This is a genomic window from Nonomuraea sp. NPDC003754 (genome assembly GCF_053605785.1).
The window spans coordinates 340,959-356,407 of record NZ_JBSGJX010000002.1 but is presented as its reverse complement, the minus strand read 5'-3'; the positions used below and the strand labels follow the sequence as shown (position 1 = coordinate 356,407).

The window sequence follows — 15,449 nt, the reverse complement described above, 5'->3', positions numbered from 1 at the left end:
CCATTCTTCCCTCAGGACGACGAGGGCGTTCCCAGGACGACGAGAGCCTTCCCTCGGAACGACGAGAGGCGGCGGAGGGCTCGGCCGTCGAGCCGCACGACCGGGCGCGGATGTCCCGCCTCTCGGCGGCCGGCGCGTCGGGTCAGGTGCGCCAGATGACGACGAGGGCGGAGTCGTCCTCGCGGTTGCGGACGGTCTTGACCAGCGTGGCGGTCTCGCCGAAGCCTTCCCGCACGAGCGAGTGGGCCGCGCCGAGGATCCGGTCGAGGCCGGTGTCGGGGTCGGCGCGCGGTCCCCAGAGGCCGTTGGTGAACAGCATGAGCGCATCGCCCTTGCCGAGCGTGCCCTCCGCCCCGGCCCGCGCCGGGTTGTCCACCACGCCGAGGGCGACGCCCTGCGCGGCGGCGGGCTGCCAGGTGCCGCTGCCGCCGAAGTACTGGGCGGCGGGCGGGTGGCCCGCGCAGGTGACGGTGTAGGCGCCGCTCTTCAGGTCGAGGTCCAGGTGGACGGCGGTGACGAGGCGTTCTCCGCCCTTGCGGGCCAGGTAGTCGTCGCAGGCGGGCAGGAAGCGTGCGGCAGGCACGGTGCTCAGCAGCCCGCCGAAGGTGCCCGACAGCATCAGCGCGTGGGCGGCGGCGTCGTTGCCCTTGCCCGACACGTCGACGAGGGCGAGTTGGAGGCGGGAGTCCTCCAGGTGCGAGACGAGGAAGTCGCCGCCGAACAGCGCGCCGGGCGCGGCCTGCAGGGCGACCTTGCGGCCCCATCCGCGGGGCAGCGGCGGGATCTGGTTGATCGCTTTGAGCTGCGCTTTCAGCTGGATGAGCGCGTGGTCGCCGCGCAGGCCGTGGATGCCGACGCCGTCGCGCGTGTAGGCCAGGAACACGGCGAGGACGGCCACCGCCGCCAGGATGACCAGCTGCGCGATCTCGACCTTGACGGTCAGCGTGACGAGGGCGGAGACGGCCGAGGCCGTCAGGACGACGGCCAGGGCGGGCAGCCTGAGCTGGAGCCCGCCGAGAAGGATGATCGGGGCGAGCATGATCGGTGGCGCCCAGGCGACGCCGAAGGCGACCGCGAGCGGCCCGACGGCCAGGGCGGTGAGGGTGAGCACGGTCAGCAGCAGGCGGTGCCGTCGCATGCCCAGGGAGGGAGTGGTGTAGGTGGTGACCGCGGGAGGACGCCCCTCGCCCGTGGAGAACTCCATCACCTTGTCGCCGGGTGACCAGACGCTGCGGACGGCTTCTACCACGGACATGACACTCCCGCCTGTGTGCAGGTGTCCGAGTTTAGCGAGGGGAGGCCCGGCATCCAGGGTGTCTTGCCGTACACCTGCGGGCCGTATCCCCGGGACGGTCCCGGTACCTTGGGGTGGGTGAGCAAGCTTCCCGCCGCGCCTGAGCCGCTGACCACGCCCGTCTTCGACAGCCACTGCCATCTCGACATCATGGTGGGCAACCGGCAGGCCTCCTCCGGCGATCCGGTGGCCCAGGCCGCGCAGGCGGCCTCCGCCAGCGTGGAGAGCATCCTGGCCGACGCGCGCGCGGTGGGTGTGCGCACGCTCGTGACGATCGGCTACGACCTGCCGTCCTCGGTGTGGGGCGCACGGGTGGCGGCCGCCCACGCCGACGTCTACGCGGGCGTGGCGATCCACCCGAACGAGGCGCACGCCGCCACGCCGGAGGTGCTGGCCGAGATCGAGGCGCTGGCGGGTGAGCCCGACGTGCGGGCGGTCGGTGAGACGGGGCTCGACTACTTCCGCGACTGGGCGTCCAAGGACGACCAGCACGCCGGCTTCCGCGCGCACATCGAGATCGCCAAGCGGACCGGCAAGGCGCTGGTCATCCACGACCGCGACGCCCATGACGACGTGCTGAAGGTGCTCGCGGCGGAGGGGGCGCCCGACCGGGTGGTCTTCCACAGCTACTCCGGCGACGCCGAAATGGCCAAAAAGTGCGTCGAAGCCGGATATTTCATGTCGTTTTCCGGGCCGGTGACGTACAAGAATGCCGGCTACCTGCGGGAGGCGGCCAGGGTGGCGCCCAAGGAGCTGATCCTGGTGGAGACCGACGCGCCGTACCTGCCGCCGGTGCCGCACCGCGGCAAGCCCAACGCCCCCTACCTCATCCCGCTCACCCTGCGCTGCCTGGCCGAGGTCAAGGACATGCAGGTGGACGATCTGTGCGCGGCCGTGAACGCCAACGGAGAGGCTGCCTTCGGCATGTTCCGATGATCCCCTCCCCTGCGCGGTCGGCCTCGCGCGGGTGATGGCTGGAGGACGACGAGGCGATCCCCAGCCGGCAGGGGCAGTGGCTACCCCGCGGCGCCGGGCTGTTCGACCGACCGGCTCAGCCCGCCGCCGACGCGCCGAACTCGACACCTTCCGGCGGCGCGAGCACCTGGACGGTGTCCTCGTTGCGCCCAGCGAGGCCCGCCACGCCGTACGGCGGAGCGTCGGGCGCCCCGGCGAGCAGGCGGTTGCCCGCGAAGGCCACCGACCAGCCGAACCGGCCGCCCCGCGGGGAGACCACCCGGCGCTCCTCGGTGCCGTCCTTGGCCGACAGGATCACCACCGCTCCCGTGCCGCCCTCGTCGGGGGCGCCGACCGCGAGCCTGCCGTCCTTGGAGCCGGCCAGCGAGAACCCGAAGGCGCCCGTACCCGTCACCTTCTTGACCGGCTTGGCCGCGGCGTCGAGCAACTGCACGAAGCCGCCCTGCGGCGCGCTCGCCGCGATGCCCGCGCCCTCGGCGTAGGCCACCGCGTAGCCGAACCTGTCGCCCGCCTTCCGGTCGGGCGGCTCCCACCTGACACCCGACAGCTTCTGCGCGGTCACGTCGGCGATGAGGACCACCGAGCCCGAGTCGAGCTTCCCCTGACCGTTCTGGACGCCCGCGCCGTCGTCGTTCTCGTACGGCGCGCCCACGATCAGGCTGTTGTCCTTGCCGAAGGCCAGCGCCCAGCCGAACTGGTCGCCCACCTCGGGGCTCCCCGGCACCTCCGGGGGCGCCTGGTCGATCTTGCGCAACGTGCTCTCGCCCTGCCCGACGTAGAGGGAGCCCGTGTCGGCCAGATCACCCGTGTCCTCGTACGGCGCGCCCACGGCGATCAGCGCGCCCTTGGCCGCCACCGACCAGCCGAAATGCGCGTCCGCCTGCGGCTCGGGGGACACCAGCGTCTTCCAGGTGCCCCTGGACAGCAGGTAAGCGACCCCCGCGTCGGCCAGCCCCTCCACGTCGGTGTACGGCGCGCCGACCAGCAGATCGGTGCAGCCGTCGCCGTCGACCTCGCCCAACGCCACCGACCAGCCGAACCCGTCGTTCTCCTGAAGGGCGGGCGGCTTGACGGGCACCACCTTGCCGTTGGAGATGAGGTGGACCGAGCCCGGCCCGTCGAACGGGTCGCCCACCGCCGCGTCGCCCGTGCAGGCCATCGCCGACGAGGCGACAGCGCCACCGTTTCCCGAGGTCAGACCGGCTGCGAGGAGGGCGGCGGCCAGGAGTACGCGGGTCATGACAGCCGCACCTCGATCTCCTTCCCGCCCTGCAGCATGGTGCCCGACAGCACGGCCGGCAGACGCTGCGGCGGCAGGTCGAACACGAACGTCCCGTCGATGCGCCCGCCCGCCGGGATGGACTGGGGAACCGCGCTGGACAGGCTGGTGGCCTGGTGGCGGGCGCCCCGGTCGTCGAGCAGGGTGACGGACGGCGTGCCGACGGCGCGTGCCGTACCACCGGGATTCACCAACGTCCACTTGACCACGCAGAACCGGCCGGTGACGGGCCGGCTGCCGCCGTAGTCGGCGAGCCCGCAGGCGGGCCGCTGGGAGACGATCAGCTGCGGATCGTCGAACCCGGTGCCGAGCGTGAACCGCTTGCCGACGTCGGTGGGCGCCGTCGCCCGGGAGGCGACGGACCCCTCGGTCGGCCGGTCCACCGGCGAGGGCGACGAGCCGCTGGCGATCAGGATCGCGATGGTGGTCACCAGCGCCACCCCCGCCGCGACCGCGGCGACCAGCCAGCGCTTGGTCGTCGGCTTGCCGGCTTCCGCGGCGACCGGGACGGGCTTGGCCGGCACCTCGGTGAGCGGCTGCGCGGCGAACGTCGTCGACAGCACCTCGGTGGCGTCGGGCTCGTTGACGACGTTCGGCGGGGGCCGCCACGCCTGGCCGAGGAGCTCTCCGGCGACCACCGTGGGCGGGTCGGCGCTGGGGACGCGCCCGCCGACCAGCGCGATCAGCAGGTCCTGGGCGGTCGGCCGCTGGAGCGGGTCCATCGCGGTGGCCTGCCGTACCAGGTCGTTGAGCGGTGCCGGCAGCGCCCCCAGGTCCGGCGCCTGGTGCAGCACCCTGGTCGCCAGCGTGATGGCGTCGCCGCGCCCGAAAGGGTGACGGCCGTTGCCCGCGAACGCCACCAGGCAGCCCCAGGCGAAGATGTCGGCCGCGGGCGTCACCTGCTGTCCGCGCACCTGTTCGGGCGCCCACCAGCCAGGACTGCCCAGCAGTTCGCCCGACAACGTGAAGTTGCTCTCACGGTCGAGGGCGCGCGAGATGCCGAAGTCGATCACCCTGGGCCCCGACATCGACAGGATCACGTTGGCCGGTTTCAGGTCACGGTGCACCAGCCCCGCCACGTGGATCGCGGCGAGCGCCGCCGCCACCCCCAGCGCCACCCCGTGCAGCGCGCCCGGCTCCAGCGCGCCGTACTTGGTGATCTGGTCCGACAGCGGCACGCCCGAGATGTACTCGGTCACCAGATACGGCCTGCCCACGCCGTCGTTGCCGTTGTCGAGCACCTGCGCGGTGCAGAACGACGCCACCCTGCGCGCGTTGTCGACCTCCGCGTGGAACCGCGCGTTGAAGCCCTCCTGGTGGGCGAATTCGGTCTTCACCACCTTGACCGCGACCGGCCGCCCTGTCGGTGCGATCGCCAGGAAAACCGTCCCCATGCCGCCTTCGCCGAGCCGCCCGAGCAGGCGGTATGGACCGATCTCACGCGCGTCTGCCGGACGCAGTGGAGTGGCGCCCGTCGGCTCCATCAGGGACGTCCCTTCGTCGTTCATCCCATCCTCCTCCTCCTGCCGGGTTCTTCGTAGCGTCGGGGATGCTGGAGACTGAATGCGTGACATGGGGAGTGCCATTGTGAGCCTGCTAGGCCCGGTAGAAATACGTAATTTGGCCGACAAGCTGGACCTTCGTCCGACCAAGAAGTTCGGCCAGAACTTCGTGATCGACGGCGGCACGGTCCGGCGGATCGTGCGCACGGCCGGGCTGTCGCCCGACGACGTGGTGATCGAGGTCGGCCCTGGGCTCGGCTCGCTCACCCTCGCGCTGCTGCCCGAGGCCGCCCACGTCGTCGCCGTGGAGATCGACCCCGTGCTGGCCACCCAGCTTCCGCTGACCGTCGACACCCGCGGCCTCGGCGACAAGCTGACCGTCGTCCAGGCCGACGCGCTGAAGGTCGGCCTGGACGACTTCGGCGGGCACGTCCCGACGGCCCTGGTCGCCAACCTGCCCTACAACGTCTCGGTGCCCGTGGTGCTCCACCTACTGGAGGCGCTGCCCTCGCTGCGCAAGGGCCTGGTCATGGTGCAGGCCGAGGTGGCCGACCGGCTCGCCGCCCCGCCTGGCTCCAAGGTGTACGGCGTGCCGTCCGCCAAGGCCGCCTGGTACGCCGACGTGCGCAGAGCCGGGCCCGTCGGCCGGACGGTGTTCTGGCCGGTGCCGAACGTCGACTCCGGCCTGGTCTCCCTGGAACGGCGCGACCCGCCCGCCACGTCGGCGACCCGCGCACAGGTCTTCTCCGTGGTCGACGCCGCCTTCGCGCAGCGGCGCAAGACGCTCAGGGCCGCGCTGGCCTCGCTGTTCGGTACGGCGGCGCGGGCGGAGGAGGCGCTGCGGGCGGCGGGGGTGGAACCTTCGACACGGGGCGAGCAACTGGACATCGTGGCCTTCGCCCGGATCGCGGAACACCTGACGGGGTGAGGTTCGGCTTCCGTCTCTTCGCGTCGGCGTGGGTTCTCGCCCGGGGTGCGGGCTCCTGATCGGGTTGCGGGCTGTTGGTCGGGGCAGGGTCTGTTGGTCGGGTTGCGGGCTGTTGGTCGGGGCAGGGTCTGTTGGTCGGGGCCGCGGTCTGTTGGTCGAGCCGCGGTCTGTTGGTCGAGCCGCGGTCTGTTGGTCGAGCCGCGGTCTGTTGGCCGGGGCGTAGATCCTTGGGGCGGGGCGGGGCGGGCCGTCGGTCGGGCCACGGTCTGGGCGCGGGCCGTCGGTCGGGTTGCCGGCCGTCGGTTGGGATGCTCCGGTCCGGGCGCGGCCCTCGGCCAGGGTGCGGTTGCCTGGTGTGTGGGTCACGTTGGGGTGTGCCTCCGCCTGTAGGCGTGGGTCGGCTCGGGGTGGATCGCCTCGGGGTGGGTCGCCTCGGGGTGGATCGTCGGTTCGCCCGCTGGCGCTGCGGCTGCCGTCGCCCTGTCCACAGCCGGTGCGCCTGCGAGCGCCCATATCCACAGAACGCCGCTCGGCCCCTCCCACCCAAGCCACTCCGCACGATCCTGAGCCTTCCTTCCACGGCTCAGGAGGTTCTGATGTGGCTCACCATCGGTTTTCTCGCCACGCTGGGCGCCTCGCCGGGGACGGCGGCCGCCCTCGCCATGCCGCCGTGCCCCGGCACGGTCAAGCCGCCCGGCGACCATGCCCACACAACGGTCGTCCTGTCCTCGCATACGTGCGCATCAGCGACCCGCTGGCCGGGGATGCGCATCCCCGCCACCGACGCCGACTGGCTCACCGCCTGGGCCGCCCGCATCCCCACCTGGAAGCGTCCGCCAGGCACCTCACCTCACATCTCCTGGTCCCCGCCGGGCACCTCACCCCACACTTCATGGGCTCTGCCAGGCACCTCACCCCACACTTCATGGGCCCTGCCGTCCCGCTGGCCCCTACCCCCTGATCGCTCAGCGCCGGGGCAACCGCTCCCGCCCGATCACCTTGTCCCCCGATGGACAGTCCTCCCAGATCATGTAGCCCTCGACGAGGTGGCGCGGCCTGACCATCCCATCCCCGCATGGGCCACACCCCAAGACCGCTCCGCCCCCGCCTGGCCGGTGCCGCCGACTCTCCCTGCTCACGGCAGGGAAGTACCGCCCGGGCATCCTGTCCCCGGGTGGTTGATGCGATCAGATCTCCCCGACCACGTCCGGGGAGTACCGCCCGGGCGTTCGGTCGCAGGGTGGTTGGTGCGGCGAGATCCCGACGCCTTCGGATGGGTGATGCCGCCAGGGAGTCCTACCCGCGGGTGGCAGGTCAGGTCGGATATCGGTGCCTTCGGACGGGCGGTGCCGTCAGGACGCCCTGTCCGTGAGTGGCTCGCGCGGTCGGATCGTCATCCCCGCTGGGTGGTGCGGCCCGGGAGTCCTGTCCCCGGATGGCTGATGCGGCTTCCCGGGTGGCTGATGTGGCGAGATCGCGATGCCTCCGGATGGGTAGTAGTGCGGCCTGACGCGTTCGGGCGTGTGGGGTCACCCGATGGACGTGGCGCGGATCAGGTGGTTCCTCGTCGCCCCGGCGTCCGTGCCCCGCGTGAGCGTCAACGCCCCAGCACACCGCGAGGCACGGGCAGACCGCGCAAGACGACACCCGGCACCGGCAAACCACGCGCCACCCGAACCAAGGGCGACACGGCCGCCGGCGCGGCGATCGCCCGCTTGGGGACCCCGTTCTCCTGGGGCGGCGGCACTCCCTCTGGACCGAGCCGGGGCATAGGCAGAGGCGCGGGAACCATCGGCTTCGACTGCTCGGGCCTGACGCTCTACGCCTGGTCGAGAGCAGGCGTACGGCTCGGCCACTACACCGGCACGCAGTTCCGACAGGGCAAACGCGTCATGCTGCCCGACCTGCGCCGGGGTGACCTGGTGTTCTTCGGCGGCGGCACCGGTGACCCCACCCACGTGGGCCTCTACCTGGGCGACGGCATCATGATCCACGCCCCCAAGACCGGCGACGTGGTCAAGAAGACCAACTTCCTGGCCTCGGCCTACTACCGCGCCCGCTACCGAGGCGCCGTCCGCCCCGGCTGACCCGAGGAAACCTGCGGGTCGCCTGGGCCGCGCATCCCTCAGACGACCCTGCAGGGAACCCAGCACATCGACGACGAAAAGCCTCGGTGCAAATCGCAAGGAACCGGCCTGACCTCCCGTGCCTGGCCAAGGGGCCCTGTGATCAGCCTTGCGTAGGGAAGCCATGGGTGTGTTCCGTGACCAGGGACCTGCGGAGGCGTCTCCAGGACACATGGGCACGCCCCGCCACGAAGGGCGCGTCCTGGTCACGAAGGGCACGTCCTGGTCACGCTGGGAACGTCCTGGTCACGCTGGGAACGTCCTGGTCACGCTGGGAACGCCCTGGTCATGCGGCACGCCCCGGTCATGCTGGGCACGTCCCGGTCACGCTGGGCACGTCCGGGAGCGGTCAGCATTCGGATACTGCCGACCATGGTGACGGACGACGGCGGACACCGCCGACGGGTCGCTGCAGCGCGCCTACGGGTCACTGGCCACCGGGGTTCTCACGCGCCGGAATCGGCACCCAGGGCGACAGGGGGAGGAAGCGGCGCAGTGCTGCCCGGCCGATTGCAGAGCTGGCAAGGAGGCGTCGGTGACAGGCGTCGCCACCAGGGTGGCCAAGACGAGCGCCGCGACCAGGGGGCCAAATCGCGGGACAGGTCCGGGGTGAGGATCGTTGTGATCAGCGGGCCGAATCGGGTGGGTGGGTCAGGAGGCGCTGGCGACGAGCATCGCGATCAGCGGGCTGAGGAGCGTTTGGTCCTCCAGCCGAACGGGCTCGTACTCCGTGATGCCGAGCCCGGCCGGCTCGAAGCGCTCCACCAGCGCCGCGACCAGCTTGAGGAGGTGATCGGGCTGCAACCCGCCCGGCGCAGGACTGCCCACGGACGCGAACACCCCAGGATCCAGCACATCGAGGTCGATATGCACGTAAACGGCCTCAGCCCCGGTGGCCGCCACCGCCTCCACCAGGACCGTGGGGTCGGACAGCTCGGCCACGGTCACATGGGTGAGGCCGCTGTCGGCGATGAAGTCCCGCTCGCCGGGATCCAGGTCACGCGCCCCGGCCAGGACCACCCTGCCGGGACTGATGGCCCGTCCCGGCAGCAACTCGCCATGCCCTTCGCCGGTGAGCGCGCGAAGGATCATCCCGTGAAAGGCGCCGGACGGGGACGACGCCGGAGTGTTGAGGTCGCCGTGCGCGTCGAACCAGACGAGGCCCAGGCGCTCGCCGTACCGGTCGAGGGCGGCGGACACGGGCGCCAGTTCGACCCCGCAGTCCCCGCCCACCGTGACCACAAGCCCGTCCCCGACGCCGTCAACCGCTGCTCTCGCCCTGGTCGCCGTGACGGCGAAGGCGGCGGGCGAGTCGCCGTCCGCGACCTCCACCCGGTGTCGCGCGGCGTCCGGCACCATCGAGGCGAGCAGTCCTGCCCCCTCGACCAGTCGCCGAGCCGTACGGGAGCCCGAGCCCTGCCACTGCGGAACCTCGATGACCGTCACCTGAGACATCGGTGTCACCTCGTCTGTGCTGGTTGCCTCCGGCGGGACCTCGCCGTCGGCAGGATATGCCCGCGCCACCCGCCCGAGATCAGCCGCCCAGTCCCGCTTGCCCAAGTCCAGCCGTTCAGTCCCGCCGGCCCGAGTCCAGCCGCTCGATCCCGCGCGCCCGAGATCAGCCGCTCGATCCCGCGCGCCCGAGATCAGCCGTTCAGTCTTGCCCGCCCGAGATCAGCTGCTCAGTCCCGCGCGTCCGAGCCCGCTGAGTCCCGCCCCCCCGAGGTCAGTCGCCCACGAGATCCCTCAGAACCCACTCCACGTCCTCACGAGCTGGCCCCTTCACGACTCCACCCGCCTTCCGTGTCTCCAGCCGGGCGATTGTCACCGCATGCCTCCTTGGCCCCGCGGATGCCTGGGGACCCCGAACTGCCCTCGCCCTCTCTGAAACCGCACCTCCCGTGACTCCGCACTGCCCTTGCCGGCTCCGGAACCGCGCTTCCCGCGACTCCGTACTGTCCACGCCAGTTCCCTTGGCTCCGTACTGTCCACGTCCTCTGCGGAACCGCGCTTCCCGTGGCTCCGTACCGCCCTCGCTCGCCGGGAAACCGCACTTCCAGGGCATGCCGCTCGAAACTCCCAAGCTTGGGCATGGAATTGCGTGGCCGGTGGGTGGGCACCGCTAGCATCGAAGGCCTTGACCCACCAGGCGACGAGAGTGACAGAAGATCGATGAGTTCCGTGACCGTCCGGGTGCCCGCAAAGGTCAACGTGCAGCTGTCCGTGGGCCCGCTGCGGGATGACGGCTACCACGACCTGGTGAACGTCTTCCTCGCCGTCTCCGTCTTCGACGAGGTGATCGCGAAGGAGTCGGAGACCGTCTCCGTGAAGGTCGAGGGTGAGTGGACCGACCAGGTGCCGGTCGATGACGGCAACCTCGCGATCCAGGCGGCCAGGGCGCTGGCGAAGCACGCGGGCAGGACGTACGGGGTCGAGCTCGTGATCCGCAAGGCGATCCCGGTGGCGGGCGGCATGGCCGGTGGCAGCGCGGACGCGGCGGGCGCCCTCGTGGCCTGCAACGAGCTGTGGGGTCTGGGGCTGCCGCGCGAGGATCTGATGGAGATCGCGGCCGACCTGGGGAGCGACGTGCCGTTCTCGCTGCTGGGCGGTACGGCGGTCGGCACCGGCAGAGGTGAGCAGCTGGCCGAGCTGCCGACGGACGGGCGGTTCCACTGGGTGTTCGCCATCGCCGACGGCGGCCTGTCGACGGCGAAGGTCTACGCCGAGTGTGATCGGCTGCGGGAGACACGGGGCGAAAAGGTGCCGTGGCCGCAGGCGAGCGAGGCGCTGCTGACGGCGTTGAAGAAGGGCGACGCGCGGGCGCTCGGCGCGGAGCTGGTCAACGACCTGCAACCGGCGGCGTTGTCGCTGCGTGGTTCGCTGGCGCGCACGCTGGGGACGGGCCAGGCGCGGGGCGCTCTGGGCGCGATCGTGTCGGGGTCGGGGCCGACGTGCGCGTTCCTGGTCGCTGACGAGGAGCAGGCGCGACAGCTGGCGGTGGCGCTCGTCGAGGAGGGCGTGTGCCGTACGGCGGTGCCCGCCTACGGCCCCGTGGCGGGCGCTTCGATCGTGTGACCGGCCGGGAAACGGTCGTCTTGCGCGTGACCGGGGCTCTTGCCAGGTGGTGTCCCGGGTCGGGACGGCGGCGCCAGATGGTGCCGTGGGGAGCTGGCCGGGTGGGTGTGGCGAGGTCGCGCCTGCGGTCGGGATGGTGGCATCGGAAAGGGCCCGCGCTGAGCTGCGTGATGTGGCCGCCGACGGCGGACGATGGGTCCTGCAACTTGCGACGTCGTGGCTGGCGTTCGGCAGACGGTACGGGCCGGAGGGCTGGCGGCGCGGCCCGGAGAGCAGGCGCGCGGGTCGAGAGGGCTGGCGGCGCGGCCCGGAGAGCTGGCGCGCGGGCCGAGAAGGCAGGCGGTGCGGGCTCGGAGGGCAGGCGGTCCGGGGGGCCGGGCGAGGGCTGCGTGAGGCTGCCGTATCGCCGAGTGCTTGGTCGCTTAGCCAAATGGGGCGGTAGTCCGTACCCTTGGGGACGATGAATCTGGTCAATCTCGAGTCGGTCTCCCACGCCTACGGGCCCAAGCCGCTGCTCGCCGACGTCTCTCTCGGTATCGAGGCCGGTGAGCGCATCGGCGTCGTCGGGCGTAACGGCGGCGGCAAGACGACACTGCTGTCCGTGGTCGCGGGCGGGTTGAAGCCCGACTCCGGGCGGGTGACGCACAACAGGGGTCTGCGGGTCGGTCTGCTGTCGCAGCGTGACGACCTCGATCCCGGCAAGAGCGTTCACGAGACGGTGCTGGGTGCCAGGGCCGAGCACGAGTGGGCGGGTGACCAGACGATCAGGGAGATCCTCGCCAACCTGATCGGCGATCTCGATCTGGAGAGCCCGGTCGGCGACCTGTCCGGCGGGGAGCGGCGGCGTACGGCGCTGGCGAAGCTGCTCATCGACGAGCACGAGCTGATCCTGCTCGACGAGCCCACCAACCACCTCGACATCGAGGCCATCGCCTGGCTGGCGGCGCACCTGGCGCAGCGCAGGAGCGCGCTGCTGGTCGTGACGCACGACAGGTGGTTCCTCGACGCGGTGTCCACCCGGACGTGGGAGGTCGTCGACGGCAGGGTGGAGCGCTACGAGGGTGGTTATGCCGCCTACGTGCTGGCCAAGGCCGAGCGGGCGCGCATCGCGCAGGCCGCCGAGGAGCGCCGCCAGAACCTCATGCGCAAGGAGATTGCCTGGCTGCGCCGGGGTCCGCCCGCGCGTACGTCGAAGCCGAAGTTCAGGATCGAGGCCGCGCAGGCGCTGATCGCCGACGAGCCGCCGGCGAGGGAGACCGTCGAGCTGATGAAGTTCGCGGCGGCCAGGCTCGGCAAGACGGTCTACGACCTGGAGGACGTCACGCTCCACGCGGGCGGGCCCGGCATGGGCCCGCTGGTGCTGGAGCGGTGCACCTACCAGTTCGGGCCGGGCGACCGCATCGGGCTGATCGGGGTCAACGGCTCCGGCAAGTCGTCGCTGCTGCGCCTGCTGGCCGACCAGGTCAAGCCGGACGCGGGCCGCGTGGTCACCGGCCGCACGGTACGGCTGGCGTACCTGTCGCAGGAGCTGGCCGAGGTCGACCCGACGCTGCGGGTGCTGGAGTCGGTGGAGCGGATCCGCAAGTACGTGCAGCTCGGCAAGAGGGAGTGGACCGCCTCCCAGCTGCTCGAACGTCTCGGCTTCAAGGGCGAGGCGCAGTGGAAGGTGGTCGGTGAGCTGTCCGGCGGTGAGCGGCGGCGGCTGCAGCTGCTGCGCCTGCTCATGGACGACCCGAACGTGCTGCTGCTCGACGAGCCGACCAACGATCTCGACATCGAGACGCTGAACGAGCTGGAGGACCTGCTCGACGGCTGGCCCGGCACCCTGGTGCTGGTGAGCCACGACCGCTACTTCCTGGAGCGCGTGGCCGACAGGTGCGTGGCGCTGCTGGGCGATGGGCGGCTCTCGCTGCTGCCCGGCGGGGTCGACGAGTACCTGGAACGGCGGGCGGCGGGCACGGCGGTGACGGCCCGGGTCGCAGGCGCGGCCGCGGCGGCTGCGGCCGCTCCGGTCGAGAAGGTGGAGAAGGTCGAGGCCGCTGGGCTGTCGGCGAAGGAGGAGCGTGAGCTGCGCAAGGAGCTCAACCGCCTCGAACGCCAGCTCGACAAGCTCAGCGGGCAGGAGGACAAGCTGCACGCCGCGATGGCGGAGGCGGCCAGCGACTACGCCAAGCTGGGCGAGCTGGACGGCAAGCTGCGCGAGATCCTCAACGAGAAGGACGCGGTCGAGGCGGAGTGGCTGGAGGTCGCCGAGCGCCTGGGCGAGTGACCGGCGACCAGGTCACCCGCCCAGGCGCGGCGCCGGGGCTCCCGGTGGTCGGCGAGGGAAGACGGCAGAGGCCCGCGCCGGGGGTTCCCGAAGGCCGGCGGTGCGCTGACGTCCAAGATGCCGACGTCCGGGCACGCTGACGTCCCGACGGACTGCTGTCCGGGCGCGCTGCTGTCCGGGCGCGCTGCTGTCCGGGCGCGCTGCTGTCCGGGCGCGCTGACGTCCAAGAGGCTGACGTTCGGGCGAGCTGACGTCCAGGGGGTTGCTGTCCAGGCGGGCTGACGTCCCCGGGGCGGGCCGGGGCTGAGGTGCTCGACAGATGGCGCGGGCCCGGGCTCTCGAGGCTGACGTGCCCGACGGTTGGCGCGGGCCTGGGCTGTCGGGGGCTGACGTGCCGGACGGTTGGCGCGGGTCTGAGGTCTCGGGGGCTGGCCCAGGCTGGGCTCCCGAAGGCGGGGATTCCAGGTCCCCTGGTCAAGGCCGGGCAGAGAGCCGGGCGCTGGAGGTTTCCCAGGGTGTGGCCGGGGGCACGAGGACGCGACAGGGATTCGGGGCGTCAGGAGTCGAAGGGTGTGAGAAGGGTGCGGAGCAGATCTGCCAGGACCTTCTGCTCGTCGCCGCCCAATCCGGCCAGCAGTTCCCGTTCGCGCCGCAGCAGGTCGGCGAAGGCCGCGTCGACCCTGGCCCGTCCGGCGTCGGTCAGCGACACGAGCACTCCGCGCCGGTCCTCGGGGTCGGGGCGTCGCCGTACCAGACCGGCCTGCTCGAGCCGGTCGATGCGGTTGGTCATCGTTCCGGAGGTGACCAGGGTCGCGCGCAGCAGCGCGCCCGGTGACAGCTCGTACGGCCCGCCCGCCCGCCGCAGCGCGGTGAGCACGTCGAACTCCCACGGTTCGAGGTCGTGTTCGGCGAAGGCGGCGCGGCGTGCCCGGTCGAGGTGGCGGGCCAGGCGGGAGACTCGACTCAGCACCTGCAGCGGCGTCACATCGAGATCGGGGCGCTCCTGCTGCCAGGACGCCACGAGCCTGTCGACCTCGTCCATCGTCATGGCACAAAGTGTACTGTCTTGACATCGAGATATCTCTCTCGATATCAATTATCTTTATGTCAAGAGATATCTGGGACCCGGCGACCTACGCGAAGTACGCCGACGAGCGCGGCCGGCCGTACGCGGAGCTGGTCGGACGCGTGTACGCGGATGCCCCCGATTATGTCGTCGACGCCGGCTGCGGCTCAGGGGAACTGACCGCCACGCTCGCCGAGCGCTGGCCGGAGGCGACCGTCTACGGCTTCGACTCCTCGCCGTCGATGATCAGCAAGGCCCGCGAGCTGAAGACCACCGCCCGCTTCGACGTCGCCGACGTCACTCTGTGGCACCCGGACCGCCCTGTCGACGTGCTCGTCTCGAACGCGCTGCTGCAGTGGGTGCCGACGCACCGCGACCTGTTCGAGCGGTGGGTCGACGACCTCAGCGCGGGCGGCTGGCTCGCCTTCCAGATGCCGGGCAACTTCGACGCCCCGAGCCACGTGCTGGTCAGGCAGCTGTGCGCGAGCGAGGCGTGGCGCGACAGGCTCGGCGACTTCGAGCGGCCCTGGCCGGTGGCCGAGCCGGTGGAGTACGTCGACCAGCTCAGCGGCCTCGGGCTGCGGGTGGACGCCTGGGAGACGACCTACGTCCACATCCTCCAGGGCGAGCGCGCGGTGCTCAACTGGATCTCCGGTTCGGCCCTGCGCCCGATCTTCGACCGCCTCGACGCGGGCGAGCGGCAGCGTTTCCTCGACGAACTCGCCGGCCTGCTGGACGACGCCTATCCGGCCAGGCCGTACGGCACGCTCTTCCCGTTCCGGCGGGTCTTCGTGGTCGGTCAGAAGGTGCGATAGCGCACCGAAAGCCTTCTGAACAGGTCGAATATGGGTAGGAATACCGTAAGGGTGCTGCCCGCCACCTGACAGCGAGGCTCCGATCAGCCTTCTCCTGTTCATCGCGCAGTGGCATCATTG

General features: G+C 71.5%; 12 protein-coding genes. 6 read left to right on the top strand and 6 right to left on the bottom strand.

What is annotated here, in order from left to right; all coding sequences use genetic code 11:
* Positions 1 to 142: 142 nt before the first annotated feature.
* Entirely contained in the window at positions 143 to 1,255 is a 1,113-nt protein-coding gene (locus ACWEVS_RS04205; protein WP_452549830.1) for a PP2C family protein-serine/threonine phosphatase, read from the bottom strand.
* Between the two features lie 117 nt (positions 1,256 to 1,372).
* On the opposite strand from ACWEVS_RS04205, the gene ACWEVS_RS04200 reads away from it, so the two are divergent.
* The gene (locus ACWEVS_RS04200) at positions 1,373 to 2,230 is read left to right on the top strand and encodes a TatD family hydrolase (protein ID WP_452549828.1); all 858 of its coding nucleotides are present in this window, start codon (positions 1,373 to 1,375) and stop codon (positions 2,228 to 2,230) included.
* Between the two features lie 115 nt (positions 2,231 to 2,345).
* Here ACWEVS_RS04200 and ACWEVS_RS04195 read toward each other — a convergent pair whose 3' ends face one another.
* Positions 2,346 to 3,509: a hypothetical protein gene (locus tag ACWEVS_RS04195; RefSeq protein WP_452549826.1), complete on the bottom strand. Its 1,164-nt coding sequence runs from the start codon at positions 3,507 to 3,509 to the stop codon at positions 2,346 to 2,348.
* Positions 3,506 to 5,056 carry a serine/threonine-protein kinase gene (locus ACWEVS_RS04190; protein ID WP_452549825.1) on the bottom strand — a complete coding sequence of 517 codons (1,551 nt, stop codon included), beginning with the start codon at positions 5,054 to 5,056 and terminating at the stop codon, positions 3,506 to 3,508. The genes ACWEVS_RS04195 and ACWEVS_RS04190 overlap by 4 nt, the downstream gene beginning before the upstream one ends.
* A 55-nt stretch (positions 5,057 to 5,111) precedes the next feature.
* Here ACWEVS_RS04190 and rsmA point away from each other — a divergent pair, with 55 nt between their 5' ends.
* Positions 5,112 to 5,978, top strand: coding sequence for a 16S rRNA (adenine(1518)-N(6)/adenine(1519)-N(6))-dimethyltransferase RsmA (gene rsmA, locus ACWEVS_RS04185; RefSeq protein WP_452549823.1), 867 nt, complete (start codon positions 5,112 to 5,114; stop codon positions 5,976 to 5,978).
* Between the two features lie 583 nt (positions 5,979 to 6,561).
* Here rsmA and ACWEVS_RS04180 read toward each other — a convergent pair.
* Positions 6,562 to 6,822 (bottom strand): hypothetical protein, encoded by a 261-nt coding sequence (locus tag ACWEVS_RS04180; protein ID WP_449918133.1) that lies wholly within the window; start codon positions 6,820 to 6,822, stop codon positions 6,562 to 6,564.
* A gap of 871 nt (positions 6,823 to 7,693) precedes the next feature.
* Here ACWEVS_RS04180 and ACWEVS_RS04175 point away from each other — a divergent pair.
* Positions 7,694 to 8,065 (top strand): NlpC/P60 family protein, encoded by a 372-nt coding sequence (locus tag ACWEVS_RS04175; protein WP_354905454.1) that lies wholly within the window; start codon positions 7,694 to 7,696, stop codon positions 8,063 to 8,065.
* 690 nt (positions 8,066 to 8,755) lie between these two features.
* Here ACWEVS_RS04175 and ACWEVS_RS04170 read toward each other — a convergent pair.
* The gene (locus ACWEVS_RS04170; RefSeq protein ID WP_452419423.1) at positions 8,756 to 9,559 is read right to left on the bottom strand and encodes an arginase family protein; all 804 of its coding nucleotides are present in this window, start codon (positions 9,557 to 9,559) and stop codon (positions 8,756 to 8,758) included.
* 717 nt (positions 9,560 to 10,276) lie between these two features.
* Between ACWEVS_RS04170 and ACWEVS_RS04165 the strand changes: the two genes are divergently transcribed.
* Both ACWEVS_RS04165 and ACWEVS_RS04160 read left to right on the top strand, forming a co-directional pair.
* On the top strand, positions 10,277 to 11,179 hold the full coding sequence (locus tag ACWEVS_RS04165; protein ID WP_449918130.1) for a 4-(cytidine 5'-diphospho)-2-C-methyl-D-erythritol kinase: 903 nt from the start codon (positions 10,277 to 10,279) through the stop codon (positions 11,177 to 11,179).
* Between the two features lie 460 nt (positions 11,180 to 11,639).
* The gene (locus ACWEVS_RS04160; RefSeq protein ID WP_354905462.1) at positions 11,640 to 13,448 is read left to right on the top strand and encodes an ABC-F family ATP-binding cassette domain-containing protein; all 1,809 of its coding nucleotides are present in this window, start codon (positions 11,640 to 11,642) and stop codon (positions 13,446 to 13,448) included.
* 556 nt (positions 13,449 to 14,004) lie between these two features.
* Here ACWEVS_RS04160 and ACWEVS_RS04155 read toward each other — a convergent pair.
* Positions 14,005 to 14,496: a MarR family winged helix-turn-helix transcriptional regulator gene (locus ACWEVS_RS04155; RefSeq protein WP_354905465.1), complete on the bottom strand. Its 492-nt coding sequence runs from the start codon at positions 14,494 to 14,496 to the stop codon at positions 14,005 to 14,007.
* A gap of 56 nt (positions 14,497 to 14,552) precedes the next feature.
* On the opposite strand from ACWEVS_RS04155, the gene ACWEVS_RS04150 reads away from it, so the two are divergent.
* Entirely contained in the window at positions 14,553 to 15,329 is a 777-nt protein-coding gene (locus ACWEVS_RS04150; RefSeq protein WP_452549821.1) for a trans-aconitate 2-methyltransferase, read from the top strand.
* The last annotated feature ends 120 nt before the right edge of the window (positions 15,330 to 15,449 follow it).

What these genes read in the sequence shown, in the direction of transcription:
- ACWEVS_RS04205 (WP_452549830.1), bottom strand. Translation starts at nt 1,255, where the DNA reads ATGTCCGTGGTAGAAGCCGTCCGCAGCGTCTGGTCACCCGGCGACAAG.
- ACWEVS_RS04195 (WP_452549826.1), bottom strand. Translation starts at nt 3,509, where the DNA reads ATGACCCGCGTACTCCTGGCCGCCGCCCTCCTCGCAGCCGGTCTGACC.
- ACWEVS_RS04190 (WP_452549825.1), bottom strand. Translation starts at nt 5,056, where the DNA reads ATGAACGACGAAGGGACGTCCCTGATGGAGCCGACGGGCGCCACTCCA.
- rsmA (WP_452549823.1), top strand. Translation starts at nt 5,112, where the DNA reads ATGCGTGACATGGGGAGTGCCATTGTGAGCCTGCTAGGCCCGGTAGAA.
- ACWEVS_RS04170 (WP_452419423.1), bottom strand. Translation starts at nt 9,559, where the DNA reads ATGTCTCAGGTGACGGTCATCGAGGTTCCGCAGTGGCAGGGCTCGGGC.
- ACWEVS_RS04165 (WP_449918130.1), top strand. Translation starts at nt 10,277, where the DNA reads ATGAGTTCCGTGACCGTCCGGGTGCCCGCAAAGGTCAACGTGCAGCTG.
- ACWEVS_RS04160 (WP_354905462.1), top strand. Translation starts at nt 11,640, where the DNA reads ATGAATCTGGTCAATCTCGAGTCGGTCTCCCACGCCTACGGGCCCAAG.
- ACWEVS_RS04155 (WP_354905465.1), bottom strand. Translation starts at nt 14,496, where the DNA reads ATGACGATGGACGAGGTCGACAGGCTCGTGGCGTCCTGGCAGCAGGAG.
- ACWEVS_RS04150 (WP_452549821.1), top strand. Translation starts at nt 14,553, where the DNA reads ATGTCAAGAGATATCTGGGACCCGGCGACCTACGCGAAGTACGCCGAC.